This window comes from Ammoniphilus sp. CFH 90114 (assembly GCF_004123195.1).
Classification (GTDB): Bacteria; Bacillota; Bacilli; order Aneurinibacillales; family RAOX-1; genus YIM-78166.
Map to the genome: position 1 here is coordinate 176,892 of NZ_SDLI01000002.1, position 13,008 is coordinate 189,899.

14 protein-coding genes are annotated in these 13,008 nt (G+C 42.1%); 9 read left to right on the plus strand and 5 right to left on the minus strand.

Translation table 11 applies throughout. The features are described 5' to 3' along the window. The first annotated feature begins 9 nt into the window (after positions 1 to 9). The 3 genes from EIZ39_RS05500 to EIZ39_RS05510 all read left to right on the plus strand — a co-directional run bounded on the left by EIZ39_RS05500 (position 10) and on the right by EIZ39_RS05510 (position 1,515). Entirely contained in the window at positions 10 to 264 is a 255-nt protein-coding gene (locus EIZ39_RS05500) for a hypothetical protein (protein WP_129198293.1), read from the plus strand. Between the two features lie 285 nt (positions 265 to 549). Then, entirely contained in the window at positions 550 to 849 is a 300-nt protein-coding gene (locus tag EIZ39_RS05505; RefSeq protein ID WP_129198295.1) for a 4a-hydroxytetrahydrobiopterin dehydratase, read from the plus strand. A gap of 150 nt (positions 850 to 999) precedes the next feature. Next, the gene (locus EIZ39_RS05510) at positions 1,000 to 1,515 is read left to right on the plus strand and encodes a DUF3907 family protein (protein WP_129198297.1); all 516 of its coding nucleotides are present in this window, start codon (positions 1,000 to 1,002) and stop codon (positions 1,513 to 1,515) included. Here EIZ39_RS05510 and EIZ39_RS05515 read toward each other — a convergent pair. After that, positions 1,512 to 2,969: a S8 family peptidase gene (locus EIZ39_RS05515; protein WP_129198299.1), complete on the minus strand. Its 1,458-nt coding sequence runs from the start codon at positions 2,967 to 2,969 to the stop codon at positions 1,512 to 1,514. The genes EIZ39_RS05510 and EIZ39_RS05515 overlap by 4 nt on opposite strands. Positions 2,970 to 3,101: 132 nt before the next feature. Further along, entirely contained in the window at positions 3,102 to 3,923 is an 822-nt protein-coding gene (locus EIZ39_RS05520; RefSeq protein WP_129198301.1) for a metallophosphoesterase, read from the minus strand. Positions 3,924 to 4,122: 199 nt separating this feature from the next. On the opposite strand from EIZ39_RS05520, the gene acsA reads away from it, so the two are divergent. Then, positions 4,123 to 5,841 carry an acetate--CoA ligase gene (acsA, locus tag EIZ39_RS05525; protein WP_129198303.1) on the plus strand — a complete coding sequence of 573 codons (1,719 nt, stop codon included), beginning with the start codon at positions 4,123 to 4,125 and terminating at the stop codon, positions 5,839 to 5,841. 53 nt (positions 5,842 to 5,894) lie between these two features. Here the strand turns inward: acsA and cysK are convergent, their stop codons facing one another. After that, positions 5,895 to 6,818, minus strand: coding sequence for a cysteine synthase A (gene cysK, locus EIZ39_RS05530; RefSeq protein ID WP_129198305.1), 924 nt, complete (start codon positions 6,816 to 6,818; stop codon positions 5,895 to 5,897). A 293-nt stretch (positions 6,819 to 7,111) separates the two neighbouring features. Between cysK and phaQ the strand changes: the two genes are divergently transcribed. Then, entirely contained in the window at positions 7,112 to 7,504 is a 393-nt protein-coding gene (phaQ, locus tag EIZ39_RS05535; RefSeq protein WP_129198307.1) for a poly-beta-hydroxybutyrate-responsive repressor, read from the plus strand. A gap of 87 nt (positions 7,505 to 7,591) precedes the next feature. After that, the gene (locus EIZ39_RS05540) at positions 7,592 to 8,140 is read left to right on the plus strand and encodes a MarR family transcriptional regulator (RefSeq protein ID WP_129198309.1); all 549 of its coding nucleotides are present in this window, start codon (positions 7,592 to 7,594) and stop codon (positions 8,138 to 8,140) included. A gap of 59 nt (positions 8,141 to 8,199) precedes the next feature. Here EIZ39_RS05540 and EIZ39_RS05545 read toward each other — a convergent pair whose 3' ends face one another. Then, entirely contained in the window at positions 8,200 to 8,877 is a 678-nt protein-coding gene (locus EIZ39_RS05545; protein WP_129198310.1) for a tetratricopeptide repeat protein, read from the minus strand. 216 nt (positions 8,878 to 9,093) lie between these two features. On the opposite strand from EIZ39_RS05545, the gene EIZ39_RS05550 reads away from it, so the two are divergent. The 3 genes from EIZ39_RS05550 to EIZ39_RS05560 all read left to right on the plus strand — a co-directional run bounded on the left by EIZ39_RS05550 (position 9,094) and on the right by EIZ39_RS05560 (position 12,583). Next, positions 9,094 to 10,623: a fumarate hydratase gene (locus EIZ39_RS05550; protein ID WP_129198312.1), complete on the plus strand. Its 1,530-nt coding sequence runs from the start codon at positions 9,094 to 9,096 to the stop codon at positions 10,621 to 10,623. Positions 10,624 to 10,740: 117 nt separating this feature from the next. Beyond that, positions 10,741 to 11,544, plus strand: a complete 804-nt coding sequence (locus tag EIZ39_RS05555; protein WP_129198314.1) for a carbon-nitrogen family hydrolase — start codon at positions 10,741 to 10,743, stop codon at positions 11,542 to 11,544. 4 nt (positions 11,545 to 11,548) lie between these two features. After that, positions 11,549 to 12,583, plus strand: a complete 1,035-nt coding sequence (locus EIZ39_RS05560) for a M42 family metallopeptidase (RefSeq protein ID WP_129198316.1) — start codon at positions 11,549 to 11,551, stop codon at positions 12,581 to 12,583. Between the two features lie 77 nt (positions 12,584 to 12,660). Here the strand turns inward: EIZ39_RS05560 and EIZ39_RS05565 are convergent, their stop codons facing one another. Beyond that, positions 12,661 to 12,924 (minus strand): alpha/beta-type small acid-soluble spore protein, encoded by a 264-nt coding sequence (locus EIZ39_RS05565; RefSeq protein ID WP_129198318.1) that lies wholly within the window; start codon positions 12,922 to 12,924, stop codon positions 12,661 to 12,663. Positions 12,925 to 13,008 lie beyond the last annotated feature (84 nt).

The window sequence follows — 13,008 nt, forward strand, 5'->3', positions numbered from 1 at the left end:
GGGATCCCCGTGGAGACGGAAGTTTTCCTCGCAAGAAGATTTGATCGCCTTCGTCAGATCATTCAACTAAGAAATGATAAGATTCAACAATTGGACAAGCAAGTTCTTGTTTATTTTGAAGAGGGTAACTTACAAGGCATAGAAGCTCTCATGAGGCAGAAGACCACCATCTTGTCGACCAACGAACAACTGTGTTGTTTTATAGACAAGTGGGAGTCTAGAGCTTCTAGTAGGATCGATGAACAACTTTATACGTCTATATAATAATGTAATCAAGAGAGGAGATGCGACGTTAAGCTACTGCTGGACTTATGGCAGTGTCTGACATCGCTCTTTTTTTTATTCGTATTCTTCATCTTTTCTCTTCTGTAGATAGTCAGAATACAATCCTAAAAAAATGTATGCGATTTCAAAAAATAGGAACTGGAATTTGTAATCATATGTCAAAATATTCTTATTATATAATGAAGATAAGTGAGAGGAGATAGGAAGAGATTTTGCAGAGTTGGAACAGGAAGGTAACCCTTAACAGATGAAAGGAGAATCCGCATGGCTAAACTTTCAAAAGAACAGATTGCGTTTAATATGTCTAAGATTCCAGGGTGGAGATTAAATGAAGATCGTATAGAGAGGTCTTTTGAGTTCGAGGGATTTAGGCAGGCTCTTTCTTTTATTAACCAGATAGCTGAGTATGCCGATCAGATGAATCATCATCCGGATTTTACTTTGCGCTTTAATAGGGTTATGCTTACTTTAACTACTCATGATGACAGAGGACTCACAGGAAAGGATTTTGCTTTAGCCCAACGAATCAATAAATTACTTCCAAGTAAAGGAAAAGCCGTATAGTAAATGAAAGTTGAGAATCTGTACTATCCACAGGTTCTCTTTTGTTCATTTAATTAAAAATTCAAGCATTTATTTATAACATAATTCCCTCTTCTTAAACCTTCTGTAATTTGCTAGAATAGATATAAATCAAAAGTTGGAGGGTATACAATGCCTGAGATTCAAGTTAAGGAACTTTGTGAAGAATCCTACCACCATCTTAAGAAGACGGCCTTAGACATTGAGAATTTCCTTAATTCAACCACACTGCAGGATCTCGTTAAGCAAAGTGGAGATCAAGAGGAATATCAAGCCTATTACCGAGCTTATTTATCCGATCTTCGAACTTTATTAGTTAATTGTGAAAAAGTTTATGAAAACATAGGTGTTTGTCTACGAAGATCTGAGTTTAATAAGGAATTTGCAGAGGAAGCACTCTATCACCTGTATCACACTTGTGTAAACCTGTTTTACTATCCGAAGGGTGAAGTGTATGAAGAAGATGGAAGACACAGCTACACGGGCAGAGACGCCATCATATTCCGTAAGGAAGTTACTCCCGAACTCAAGGTGTTAACTTTGTCTCTTTCTAAGACCTTCGAATATCTTCGAGATGAACTGCAGTATTATGAGACCGATTATATAACAATGAAGAAGATGAATAAACAGAAGAAAGCAACCCTCTAGGGTTGCTTTTTTCTTGTGTTCTCCTGGTTTAGAAAGCCAAATCGTTCTTGAAACGAACCAAACCTTAGCCTAAGAAAAAAGCGATCACCCCACTTCACTGTTGTAGGCGGTTCTTCTACTGTAGCAGGGGGATCTAGGTCGCTCTGCTGATTGGTTGCTAACTCAAGTGCTTGGGCAACATTGATCATGCCGTGACCATATTGAGGATCCCACCCTTTGGTCCCAAGGTCTTCTGATGTCTGTTGGATAATCTTCCGTACATCTTCTACTCCAAGATCAGGATTCGTGGATAGGATTAACCCTGCTAGTCCGGCAACATGAGGACAAGCCATAGAAGTACCAGAGAGTGCAGCATATTCGTTATTCAGATAGGTGCTAGGGATATCCACCCCAGGTGCAGCAACTTCAACATAGCTGCCGTAATTAGAGAAATTGGCCCTCTGGGCACGTGAGTCAACGGCGGCAACACTAATGACTTCAGGATAAGCGGCCGGATAGCTGGATTGATCTGTGTTATCGTTCCCTGAAGCGGCCACAAGAACGACCCCTTTGTTGTAGGCATACCGCACAGCCTCCTGAAGCATAGCAGAGGGGTGGTAATTTCCCACGCTCATGTTAATAACATGAGCCCCATGATCCGCTGCCCATTTAATCCCTTTGGCGATATCAAAGGATGAACCCGTCCCTTCCGGAGTCATGGCTTTGATCGGCATAATTTTGTTGTGCCAGGAAACTCCAGCAATTCCTACTGTATTATTGGTTTTTGCTGAAATAATACCAGCTACATGTGTACCATGTCCATTATCATCATCTGCGTAGTTGTTGTCAGAAATGACATTATAGCCTGTAACTAATTTATCTTGAAAATCTTGGTGCTCTAAATCCACGCCCGTATCAATGACCGCAATGACGATATCTTCTTTGCCCGGCGTAATCCTCCAGGCTTCATCTGCATGAATGAGAGGCAAATTCCATTGATAACGGGTATACAACGGATCATTGGGCATTTCATTTGGGAGTAAGAGGTAGTTCGGTTCAGCGAATTCAACCATATAAGTTTTTTCTTCAAAGTAATCAATTAACTCTTCTGTACTTTTGGTTGAAGATTTAAAAATGTGGTAAGGATCCCAATTTCTTTTTACTTTGGCGTCTAGGTCTTTGCAAATTTGGGCTAGTTCATCCTTAGTAGGATGTTTTTTGAATTTGACAGTGACCTCTCGTTTTACGGCATGACTCTTATCCTGTTTATTGTGATGAATGGTCATGATGTGTGGGCTGTGATTTAGAGTCTCAACGGTATTTTTGACCCGCCCTATATAATTAATTCTCTGTGGACCCTGATCTGTAATACCTGCAGTAGGATCAGGATAAGGTATTCGGTTAGAAAAAGGGGTAATGACCAAAGCAAAAAGAAAACCAATTAGCGAAAAAGTTAAGAAATAGCGGATTAGCATGGCTCACCTCAAGATTTTAGTCCTTAAGGTTATCATGAGTAAAATGTCGCTATATCATGATGGAGATTCATACCAATTAAAAAATAAGGGTAATTTAAAAAAGACCATCCCACTAAGGGTGATCTATTTGTGTTATGAGATATTCTTATAGGAAGAGGTTAACGTATGAAGAGTGATCTCTGGTCTGGATCTCAATCGGATGTTAAATCCTGTTTGCCCTAATCCCTCACTAATATAAAAAGCTTTTTCATCATGGAAATGCAGGCCTTTAATCATGTTCATCCGTGGGAGTTTGCCCATCTTAGCCAAGTGGAACGCACGCGGGTAGTGAATCTGCCCTCCGTGAAAATGACCGCTTAATAGGTAGTCATAATGGTATTTCTTCATGTTCAAGACAATGTTAGGATCATGGGTGAGTACGAGTACTACACCATCTGTGACTTCATTGTAAGCTTCTTCAATATCACTGCGGCGAGTGAAGTGATCGTCGATTCCTACGATGTTAATTGTTTTTCCAGCATGTTTAATTTTTCTTGTTTCATTAATGAGAACATGAATTCCTTCTTGGATCATAGCTTCTTTCATACGTTCGAAATCTGGCTTCTTCAATACATAATCATGATTTCCGAAAACGGCATAAATGCCATGTTTAACAGGGAGGCGCTTCAACACTTTAATATATTCCATAAATTTAGGGATGCTTCTTGCTCGATCAAGGTAATCCCCTGTTAGAGCAATCAAGTCAATCTCTTCATTTTTCAAATCGTTGTAAAGTTGTTCTGGACTAATGGATAAGTTCTCCATATGCAGGTCTGAAAGATGAAGGACTTTCATCTCACCATTCCAAGCTTGATTAACAGGAAGGGTAATACGGGTAAATACCGCTCTCTTCGTATTCGTGTAAGCATAGAAGAGGATAACGGCAAAGACGCACAATACAATAATCCACAACATGATCTATCACTCTTTCTATACTCTAAGTTATATTCGATTATACATGAATTCTTGCAGGTTTTGGGGTTAAAAATGTTGGTATTGCTGCCATGTGAAGTTTTTAAATTTTTTAAAAAGTGCAGCAGGATTTGTCTTTACAAAAGAGAATTGTTATACAACATATAGATATAAATTAGAACACGACAGGGAGAGAGTTGCGATGACAAAGTTCAAAGAGGAAATTTTACTTCTTGATGAAAGCGCAAATCTAACAAATTATGATGAAGCCGTTGCTACAATGGATTGGAGTAAGGTGATAGAGCATTTCACCTGGTCTCGAACAGGCCGAGTCAACATAGTTTATGAGGCGATAGATCGACATGTCGATGAGGGAAGAGGTAGTAAGACGGCACTCTTTTATACCGACGGAATAAGAGAAGAAGAGTATTCCTATACTGAACTGAGAGACTTGTCTTGTCAATTTGCTAATGGATTAAAGCATTTAGGGATTTCAAAAGGTGAAAGGGTTTTCATCTTTATGCCTAGAAGTCCTGAATTATATATAGCCTTATTGGGCTTTGTTCGCATCGGAGCTATTGCAGGTCCTCTATTTGAGGCTTTTATGGAGGACGCCGTTCGTGATCGCCTATTAGATAGTCAATCTGTAGCCATAGTAACAACCCCTCAATTATTAAAGCGTATTCCAACAACGGATCTTCCTGACTTGAAACATGTCATACTTGTTGGAGCACATGAAGAAGAAGTTTGTGAGGGTCAGATCCGGTTCGAGGAGCTCATGCAAGTTTCTAAAGATTATGTTGTTGAATGGGTAGACAGAGAATCAGGTATGCTTCTTCACTACACTTCTGGTTCTACAGGTAAGCCGAAGGGGGTGTTCCAGGTCCATGATGCTATGGTTCATCAGCTCATGTCCGGGAAGTGGGTATACGACCTGCGAGAAGAAGACATCTATTGGTGTACAGCGGATCCTGGATGGGTTACAGGAACCTCTGCAGGCATGTGGGCTCCCTGGTTGAATGGGGTTACTATCGTTCTTCGTGGCGGTCGATTTAAGCCAGAAGATTGGTATGCGACGCTAGAGAAGTATAAGGTGACCGTTTGGTTTAGTGCCCCTACAGCTTTTCGTATGTTGATGGGAGAAGGGGATGAATTACCAAGGGCAGCGGACCTTAGCTCGCTCCGACATATCTTATCTGCAGGAGAACCATTGAATCCGGAAGTCATTCGTTGGGGACAAGAGGTTTTGGGAAGACGTATCCATGACAATTGGTGGATGACGGAGACAGGTTCAACCATATGCGCGAACTATCGAAGCCTGCCGATTCGACCAGGTTCAATGGGCAAACCTCTACCGGGAATACGTCTCGCTATTGTTGATGATGAAGGCAATGAACTTCCGCCTAATACGATGGGGAATCTAGCTATTAAGCCACCATGGCCGGCTATGATGAGACAGATTTGGGGGAATCCTTTTAAATACCAAGAGTATTTCATAACGGGATGGTATGTCAGCGGCGATTCGGCTTATATGGATGAGGACGGATACTTTTGGTTCGAGGGTCGAGTGGATGATGTCATTAATACTTCCGGAGAGAGAGTAGGACCTTTTGAAGTGGAGAGTAAGCTCGTTGAGCATCCAGCTGTGGCTGAGGCAGGCGTTATCGGTGTTCCAGATGCCATACGTGGAGAAGTGATTAAGGCCTTCATTACGCTTCGCGCAGGCTACGAAGAAAGCGACCAATTAAAAGCAGAGATTACTCAATATGTTAAAGACAGACTAGCCGCACATGCTGCGCCTCGACTCATTGAATTCAAGGAGAAGCTTCCGAAGACACGCTCTGGGAAGATCATGCGCCGGGTATTGAAAGCGTGGGAGCTTGGCCTTCCAACCGGTGATTTATCGACTATGGAAGACTAAGAAAAAATAAGTCTTGTCAGCTCAAGAGTAATCTGAGCTGGCAAGACTTCTCTTTAATCTGATGAAAATAAATCACTTGATAAATAACGCTCTCCCGTATCGGGAGCAATGCATACAACCCGCTTGCCTTTTCCAAGACGTCTAGCGACTAGCAATGCGGCATATACAGCAGCTCCAGCCGATGTACCTACAAGAATGCCCTCCTTTGAAGCTAGTTCACGAGTGATGTGGATGGCATCTTCATCTGCAATGGCAAAGATCTCATCATAAACTTGGACGTTCAAGATATTAGGGATAAATCCGGGACTGGTTCCCACAAGCTTGTGAGGTCCTGGTTGGCCGCCCGAGAGAACAGGAGATCCTTTGGGCTCAACGACATATACCTTCAATCCTGGAATCTTTTCTTTTAAGGTCTCCCCTGTTCCTGTAATTGTACCGCCTGTTCCTGCTGTTGCCACGAAGGCATCTAAATTTCCATCTGTTTGTGATATAATTTCAAGGGCTGTTGTAGTTCGGTGAATATCAGGATTAGCATGGTTTTCAAATTGTTGAGGGATAAAGCTGTTTGGGATTTGTTTTTGTAGTTCTTGAGCCTTGCGAATGGCTCCTGGCATTTTTTCGTCCCCAGGGGTCAAGACGACTTTTGCGCCGTAGGCTTTTAGAATATTAATACGCTCTTTCGTCATCGTATCCGGCATAACAAGGATGGCCTTGTATCCTCGAGCTGCGGCATTCATAGCGAGTCCGATTCCAGTATTCCCGCTAGTGGGTTCAATGATGGTAGATCCCGCCGTTAACAATCCAGCCTTTTCGGCTTCGATAATCATGTTAAAGGCCGCCCTGTCCTTGACACTTCCGCTTGGATTGAACTTTTCCAGCTTTACAAGGACCTCGGCATCTTCGGGACCTGTGAGCCGATTCAACCTCACCATTGGAGTAAGGCCAATGAGTTCGGACATATTTTGCACCACACGCATATTACTCCTCCTTCCAGTCTCTGGTATAATTAAATAAATCCCATTAGGATTCTTGGTTTTTTGAGTTTATAATAGGTGCTTCTGTTCAAGTTGTCAATGTTCATAAACGGATCATGAATTGTCGGAACCTGTAATAGGGCACAGGAATCGAGGGGAATCTACAGACTTTGATGGCAGAACGTGCATGGTTTTTCGTGATTTTAGGGTATACATGCATATAATAATTAAGTTGGTAATAAAATGTTCACGTAAGGATTCACGTAGATAAAGGATATTTTGGGAGGAGAGGAAGAATGTCTGATATGGATAAACTCCAGAATGATAAGCTTGGAGGTCTGGCTGCAAGAAAGAACTTGCTGATTCCTTGCTTATTACTTCTGCTACGGGATCTGAGAGTCCATGGTTATCAGTTAATCCAGGAATTGGTTTCCTTCGGATTTGATTCTATCGATCAAGGCTACGTCTATCGGACATTAAGGCAAATGGAAAAGGAGAACCTAGTCCACTCTCAATGGGATACGACTTCAGGTGGACCAGCCAAGCGCATATATTCCATTACCCAGCAAGGAGAAGACTACTTAAGTGCCTGGGCTACAACACTTGAACAATATCAGAAAACACTTGATCATTTTTTTGCCATGTATGAACGGCTATTATTCTCATCTTCTAAAAATAAATCAGAATAAAAGATACCAAAGAAGGAATTTATATAAATAAGAAGAATTTATAATGCTAGAAGACAAAACCTATTAGAAGGTGGTATTAAGTTTAAAATGGTAGATAAAGATAGCAGGCTTTCTTCTGATTTACATATGATGATTAATGTTGTCCGTGCTATGTATAAAACATTGGAGGAGGATTGGACAAGACAGGCAAAGCAACACGACTTGACCTCTCCCCAACAGCATTTATTATGGATCCTGCATTTTCGTGATGGAAGCACGATTACTGAAGTAGCTAACTTGGGGCTATGGCATATATCCACGGCCATGCATTTGATCGATAAGCTAGAAGAGAAAAACTTAGTACGCAAAGAGAGACTTCGTAATGATAAGCGAGCCTCTCGTGTTTACCTAACAGAAAAAGGACGAGCCCTGCGCGAAAAAATGTCTCAGGAAGATGATTTCTCTATCTATAAGTTGCATTCGGTCATTGAGAAGAAGAGAGAGGTCCTCGGTGTAGAGTATGGACAACTTCTTCAATTTGGTCTTGCGGTTACCCAGGAACTGTACGGTAAGGAGTACACTGATTTTCTTGAATCTTCAGCGAAGATGGTTCACGCTGAGGTAGAGCAGAACGAGAAAGAACAGATAAACCAATAAGATAAACTTATAAGGAGTATCCGCATAAGGGATACTCCTTTAAATTGTTGTTGTGATAATTAAGCTGTTTTTTTCAATTGGCCTATTCTCTTATCAATTTCAGGGAGAATGAAATAAATAGAGGTATGCGATTTGCGACCTTTGGCCTGATGGAGCAATTGAACGGCTTTTTGTATATTTCCTTTTGCAGCTTCGATTTCTGCTTCACAGGAGAGTAATACGATAGGGTTGACTCTTTTGATAGCACTTAATTTAGCCATCACTTCAATGGCTTGACCAATCTCCCCAATACGGGCAAAATTACAGGAGATTAACGCAAGGATATTCGGAGTCGAAGGCACTTTCTCATAAAGTCGAATGGAAATCTCAAGAGATTCTTTATACTGGCCACGATAATAGAGAATCCAGGATAAATGGTTATAAAATAACGTACGGATGAGTCGATTGCGAAGTCCGCGCAATTGAATAACCTTCTGGACTCCTTCCAAGACGTACTTTTCGGCCTCATCGTACCGCTCATCTAGTATTTCTTTCGTTGCTCGATCGAGTAAGCCAACCGACGAACGATTCTTGTGATAGGAACGATTAAGGATCCGTTTCACCCAATAGGGCGAGCGACGAAACAAGATGCAGATATATTGATATCGAAATGGAAAATGAAATCTAAAAAGGGCGATAAACAGGACCATTACCAATCCAACGGTAAAGGAAAGGGGGGTGGGTTCTATTACGTTCATGTTAGACCTCTCTCTTTTAATCTTCTCCATAGTATAGCATATTAAAATAATCTATGAGAATGCTAGTAAAGAACAGTTAATCTGTAAAAAATGAGTTAGTTGAGGCATGCGATGATACTTCGTAGTATGAATACTGTTCCATCTTTAGGGTTTGAGCTATAATAAGAAAGGAAACTCACATTAAATTGAGATAATTGTTGAATAGGGGTTGAGGAGTTGAAACATTTAAAAGAAAGTATTTATCAATTGATTGTTGAAACATCTACGAATCTTCCTCCCGATGTTCGTCGGGCCATCCTCAAGGCGAAGCAAATGGAGGATGCAGGAACAAGGGCAGCTCTTTCCTTGGCGACCATTACAGGAAATATTGAAAGTGCAGAAGTGAATCAATCTCCGATCTGCCAAGATACAGGAATGCCGACGTTTGAGATAAAGACACCTGCTGGAACCAATCAGGTAGAAATGAAAAAGATCATTAAAGAAGCTATCGCATTAGCCACCAAAAATGGAAAGCTTCGTCCAAACTCTGTTGATTCCTTAACGGGAGAGAACTCCGGGGATAACTTAGGACCTGGTACTCCCGTATTTCACTTTGAACAGTGGGAGAAGGATGAAATTGAAGTGAGCCTGATTCTTAAGGGCGGCGGATGTGAGAATAAGAATATTCAGTATAGCTTACCTTGCGAGCTAGAAGGACTAGGAAAAGCAGGGCGTGACTTAGATGGTATTCGCAAGTGTATCGTGCACAGTGTGTATCAAGCACAAGGACAAGGCTGTTCCGCAGGCTTCATTGGAGTTGGGATTGGTGGAGACCGTACTTCAGGGTATGCGCTAGCTAAAGAGCAATTGTTTAGAAAAGTGGATGACGTGAATCAAAACGAAACCCTTGCAAAACTTGAAGATTACGTGATGGAAGCTGCTAATAAGCTGGGTATTGGAACGATGGGATTTGGCGGACAAGCTACATTGCTTGGCTGTAAGATCGGCGTTATGAACCGTCTTCCTGCAAGCTTCTTTGTTTCCGTTGCCTACAACTGTTGGGCATTCCGCCGTCAAGGCGTGACCATTCATCCAGAGTCAGGAGAGATTAGTGGTTGGTTATATAAAGATGAAGAAGTAAAGGTTACCGGTGATGGGCAAGGTCAAGATCAACAGGACGGGAAAGAAGTAGTGGTGCTTGAAGCTCCGATCTCCGAAGAGCAGATCCGCTCCCTGAAGGTAGGAGATGTAGTGGTGATTAATGGCTTAATGCACACCGGTCGTGATGCCTTGCATAGTTATTTAATGAACAATGATTGTCCGGTGGATTTAGATGGAGGAATTATCTACCACTGCGGACCTGTTATGCTAAAGGACGAGCAGGGAGAATGGCATGTAAAAGCGGCTGGTCCGACGACGAGTATTCGAGAGGAACCTTACCAAGCCGATATTATCAAGAAATTTGGAATTCGCGCTGTCATCGGGAAAGGCGGCATGGGGCCAAAGACGCTTGCTGGGCTTGAGGAGCATGGAGCTGTCTACTTAAATGCCATCGGTGGAGCTGCTCAATACTATGCCCAATGTATTGAAAAAGTAGAAGGTGTTGACTTTATGGAATTTGGAATTCCTGAAGCGATGTGGCATCTTCAAGTAAAGGGCTTTACAGCCATCGTAACGATGGACTCCCACGGAAACAGCTTACATGCGGATGTAGATAAGAGTTCATTCGAGAAATTAGCCGAGCTTAAAGAACCTGTATTTAAATAATCGTATGGATAGAAAAGAAGCCTAGGAATAGGCTTCTTTTCTTCTTATGTGTAGAAGGATTTCCCTTAAATTTCTAGAAATTATAGATGAAACACATGGATATGGAGGGAACTTCGCTTGAATCGATTAACCATTGCTTTACTCCAAATGGATGTCCGATATGGTGAACCTAAAGCGAATCGAAACCGGGTAGATAAACTTTTCTCACAGCTTACGCGCGACAAGAAAATCGATGTTGTCGTGTTACCCGAGCTCTGGGATACAGGGTATGATCTGCAGCGACTTGAAGAAATAGCTGACTCTGAGGGCCAGGAAGCCAAAGAGCTATTTTCCCAACTAGCGAAAACCTATGGCGTACATATTATCGGTGGATCAGTTGCTCAGAAAAAAGAGCAGGGAGTATACAATTCGACATTCGTATTCAATCGGCAAGGTCAACTTATACATGAATATAGCAAGGTCCACCTTTTTCGGCTCATGCAAGAAGAAAAATTTCTCTTGCCTGGTGAGCATATTAGAGGGTTTGAGCTCGAGGGTCAACCTGCCCTTTGTCAGATTTGTTATGATATACGCTTCCCAGAAGGGATCCGTACAGCCGCTGCGAACGGAGCCAAGATACTTTTTGTCAGTGCACAATGGCCACATCCTAGACTCCATCACTGGCGCCAATTGCTTATATCCAGAGCGATTGAGAATCAGATGTTTGTCATTGCTTGCAACCGGGTAGGGGATGATCCCAATAATATATTTTGTGGGCATTCTATGGTTATAGATCCTTGGGGAGAGATTGTGGTGGAGGGTATGCAGAAGGAAGAAACTATTATTGGGGAAATTGATCTGACGATGGTTGACGAGATCAGGAGGATGATCCCTATATTTGAGGATCGAAGACTTGACTTATATATTAAGACAGGAGATTAAGGGGATGAAGAGTTTAGATTATATTGTAGAACAGCTTGTCACCATCTTAAATATTCCTAGTCCCTCTGGGAATACCGAACAGGTAATACGTTATATTGAACAAGAGCTGACTCAGCTTGGAGTTCCTCATGTACGAAATCATAAAGGTGGAGTGATTGCGACCCTTGAAGGAAAAAAGGATCGTCCAGCACGGATGCTTACCGCTCATGTGGATACATTGGGTGCGATGGTGAAGGAGATCCATGCTAACGGGACCCTTCGTTTAACCAGTATTGGCGGATTCCGATGGCATTCCGTTAAGGGCGAATATTGCTGGATTGAAACCGCAGAAGGCAAAGTATACACAGGAACGATTCTAAGTAAGCAACCTTCCGTCCACGTGTATAGAGAGATGGAGAAATTGCCGAGAACAGAAGAAAACATGATTGTTCGTTTAGATGAAGTGACAAGGTCCGCGGAGGAAACTCGTAAGCTTGGCATTGAAGTTGGTGATTTTGTCAGTTTTGACCCTCGCGTACAAGTTACGGATAGCGGATTCATAAAGTCGCGGCACCTAGACGATAAGGCGAGTGTAGCCATTCTTTTAGGGGTAATTAAGCAAATCGTTGAGAGTGGAGTAAAGCTTCCGTATACGACTTACTTTTTGATTAGCAACAATGAAGAGATTGGGTATGGAGGCAACTCGAATATTCCTCTTGAAGTCAAAGAGTATCTAGCTGTAGATATGGGGGCTATAGGTGAAGGGCAAACAACAGACGAGTACTGTGTCTCCATCTGCGCGAAGGATAGTTCAGGGCCGTATCATAAAGAATTCAGACAAAAGCTAGTTAAGCTTGCCCAAGAAGTAGAGGCCTATTATAAGGTGGATATCTATCCTTATTATGGCTCGGATGCAAGTGCCGCACTGCGAGCGGGGCATGATATCATCCATGGACTCATAGGCCCTGGAATTGATGCTTCTCATTCTCATGAGAGAACACATAAAGAGGCATTAGAGAATACAGCAAAATTAATTCGAGCTTACCTAGAGAGTGAGTAAGGAAGAAGGAGAAGACCCTTTTGAGGGTCTTTTTCTGTTAGTTGGTTGGGGTGGTTGCCGATAATAACCGGAAGAATTTATTTCCTTAATTGCTCCTGTGCCATGCGTATCATTTCTTTGACCATATTGCCCCCGATTTTACCGCCAATGCTTCCTGCGTCTTTTGCTTCTAAATGTCCGTTATAACCTTTTTGCAGTGGGATGCCAAGTTCCTTTGCCACTTCAAATTTGACATCATCTGCCTGATTGACTTGGTAGCCTTCATTCTTCATAACATCTTGCTTTAACTTTTGAAGTCCAGCACGTGCCTCAGGAATGAGTAAACGGTTTCGTTTTGCCAAGGATCTCTCCCTCCTTTCTAGTATAGGATGTGCATGGATGACTTTACTAACCAAGAAGAAGACTTATAATGTAGGTTGGAGGTG